Here is a 2,726-nt window from a genome sequence, read left to right as displayed (position 1 = left end):
TGCACTGCTTGTTCTTTTTCCTGCATCACTTTCTTCAACATTTCTTCTTTTTCTTGTTCAAGTTCTTCGACTAACAGGCGAAACACTTTGTTCATTTTGATCCACTCCTTTACTTTTTCGGCGTATGACCGGTCGATGAATTTGTCTGTGGCGGTCAGAACGCCAGCGATGATGTGCAGCTGTTTCGGTTCGTCGCCGATCGCTTTCGCCAGCTCGATCGTTTTTTCGATCATCGTTTGCCGGTCGAAGCGGGTGTGCATGAGCGGCACGAGGATGAGTTTCATCGTTTCTTCCGGAGTGAGCGGTTCGCCGTTGTGGACTTTTTCTTCAATGGCATGGAAAATCGCATCGCCGTTGAATTCGCCAAGCAACACCGCTTTGGATGAAAGAAACACATCGCCGGCGTCAAGCCGTTCGCGGGCGGTCGTGACATCGCTTGTGTAGATCACAACGATGCGAATCGGGCGTATTCGTTTTTCCTGTTGATAGTATGTGTGAAGGATGCGGCAGGCATAATCAAGATACTTTAAATGGTTGTCGAGAAATCGTTCATTGCTTTCGTACTCCAGAAGCAAAATGGAATCGTCTTCGAGAAGAAACACGGTGTCGGCGCGCCGTTCATCCGCCCGTACAGACGGAAATTCGTTTGGAAGCAGTGCTTTGATCCGTGGGAGTCCGTGAAGTCCGTATACATCGAGGGCTTGGTTTTGGTACAATGCGCTCAGCGACTTGAACAAAATGTCTTTGGCGTGATGCGAGATCCCGCCTGGCATCGTCTTCACTCCATTCGCTTTTGACCTAATTATACTACTTGCCCGATCGATTGTCAGCTGCCATCGTGAGCGGAAACACGGTGTTCGTTCGGTGGGAGTGAATGACATCTTCTTGAAAAATAAAACGGGTTGCGACCCGGAACAGACGGATGAATGACGCTGTTTTGCCCTCACGGCCGGATAAACACTTCCGTTCCGTTCGGAACGATGGAGGCGAGTTCGAGCACGTCTTTGTTGTGCATGCGGATGCAGCCTTTGGATACGTATTTGCCGATCGAGGACGGGTCGTTCGTGCCGTGGATGCCGTAATGGACTTTGGATAAGCTGAGCCACATGGCGCCGAACGGACCGCCCGGGTTCGGCTGGCGGTTGACGATGACAAAATCGCCGACAGGCGTGGCGGTGACCATTTTGCCGACGCCGATCGGATACGTGCGGATCGTTCGTCCCCGGTGTTTTAACGTCAGCTGGCGGCGGCTGATCGAGATGTGGATCGTGTAGGGAATCGATCCTTTCGGCGGAAGGTGGGGGATGACGATCTCCTGCCCGGGAAAGATGACGGACGCGGCGGTCAAACCATTGGCGCGAAGGAGCGCCTCAACAGATGTGCGGTAGTCGCGGGCGATGGAGGCGATCGTTTCCCCGTGTTTGACGATATGTTTGTACATGGCATTTCGCTCCTTTTTTTCGCTGGATGGAGAAAATAGCTCCGATTGATGATACATTAGTGTATGAGAAGATTCGAATAAGGTTGCTCAAATGGGAAGAGAGTCTCATGCGCATGGCATGCGGCCGCCAATGCCGTATGAACGCGCTGTGCGTTAGTCTATACTTGATAGGGAGCGTTGCCTAACGGGTGTTTCTTGTCAAAACGTGTAGGTGAAAAAGGAGGATGGCGCGAATGAGAACGTTTGTCCTAAAACCGGAAGGACAGAAGGTTGATTATGAGCTGTATGCCGAGCTCTCCCCTGTCCCGCTTGAGATCATTGACGGCGATCTCTTTTTTACGAAAGAGGAGCGGGAAAACTTGCTTAAGCTGTTGATATACAATGTCGGCATTAATCGGACGCTTGAGATCATCGAGGAATGGAAGGAGCGGTGAAAGCGGCGCCCGGTCGATATCGGGGCCGCATCGATGTTGGGGGTTACGGGCGGTAAGGGAACAAAATGTTCTTTTCCCCTTTTTCTTTGGCGACGAAGACGTCTTGATGGATTTCGAACACGCCAAAAGCGCTATGGAACGTCTGAATGACGCGGACGCGATACACGTCGTGAAGCGGTTTGTTCTCATCAGACATCGACCATGACGACAGTTTTTCCACCTCATCGATGCGGTAGTCGAACGTCTCGACGCCGAAGTCTTGCATAAAGACGTGGGCGCGGCGCTGGATGTAGACGTCTTTTGGGAATTTCTTTTTCATAAGCGGGTGAAACAGCTCCCAAGAGCTGCCAAAATCCCCTGCCTGCTCGTAGCGGTAAAACGTGTCAACGATTTCCTTTGCCTCGTTCCGTTCGTTCGAAAGAAACAGAGACAAGATCGCCACCAACACGGCGACGGCAGTGAGAACCGCCACCCCAGTCCTGGCTCGGATCGTCTTTTGGCGGTAGCGTGGGAACATGGGGTCTCCTCTCCTCTCTGTTATACCATATGCACGATGGGCGGCGGATATGGGCAGGGAAAGGGCGGAAGCGCCGTGGCATGTGTCACAGGATAGACATACGGCCGCATTTTTTAGTCAAAAAATTCATCAGAGTGTAGTAAAATGGATGGCAGAAGTTGTTGGAAATGATGCACTAGCGTGAGAAACGGTGGTTTGTCCTATTTGGAGGCGGGTGAAAAGGCGGAGCGTTTAGGGCTCCGTTTTTCCTTTGCCGTTCCGCTGAAAACAGAGATGCAGGAGAGGTAGAGAGCGATGCGGAAATCATTTATTTATTTGGTTTGATCAGTCTTGC

General features: G+C 51.5%; 4 protein-coding genes. 1 reads left to right on the top strand and 3 read right to left on the bottom strand.

The genetic code is table 11. From position 1 onward, the window contains the following. The coding region (locus VU18_RS14355; RefSeq protein WP_047758369.1) for a hypothetical protein at nucleotides 1–773 on the bottom strand (773 nt) is incomplete at its 3' end. 170 nt (nucleotides 774–943) lie between these two features. Further along, nucleotides 944–1,441 carry a L,D-transpeptidase family protein gene (locus VU18_RS14350; RefSeq protein ID WP_011232750.1) on the bottom strand — a complete coding sequence of 166 codons (498 nt, stop codon included), beginning with the start codon at nucleotides 1,439–1,441 and terminating at the stop codon, nucleotides 944–946. A gap of 233 nt (nucleotides 1,442–1,674) precedes the next feature. Between VU18_RS14350 and VU18_RS14345 the strand changes: the two genes are divergently transcribed. Further along, complete coding sequence (locus VU18_RS14345) at nucleotides 1,675–1,875, top strand: hypothetical protein (protein ID WP_011232749.1); 201 nt, start codon at nucleotides 1,675–1,677, stop codon at nucleotides 1,873–1,875. 43 nt (nucleotides 1,876–1,918) lie between these two features. Here VU18_RS14345 and VU18_RS14340 read toward each other — a convergent pair whose 3' ends face one another. After that, on the bottom strand, nucleotides 1,919–2,392 hold the full coding sequence (locus VU18_RS14340) for a hypothetical protein (protein WP_011232748.1): 474 nt from the start codon (nucleotides 2,390–2,392) through the stop codon (nucleotides 1,919–1,921). Between the last annotated feature and the right edge of the window lie 334 nt (nucleotides 2,393–2,726).

This window comes from Geobacillus sp. ZGt-1 (assembly GCF_001026865.1).
Taxonomy (GTDB): domain Bacteria; phylum Bacillota; class Bacilli; order Bacillales; family Anoxybacillaceae; genus Geobacillus; species Geobacillus thermoleovorans.
The sequence above is the reverse complement of the archived record's forward strand: the minus strand, read 5'-3'. Positions and strand labels throughout refer to the sequence as shown.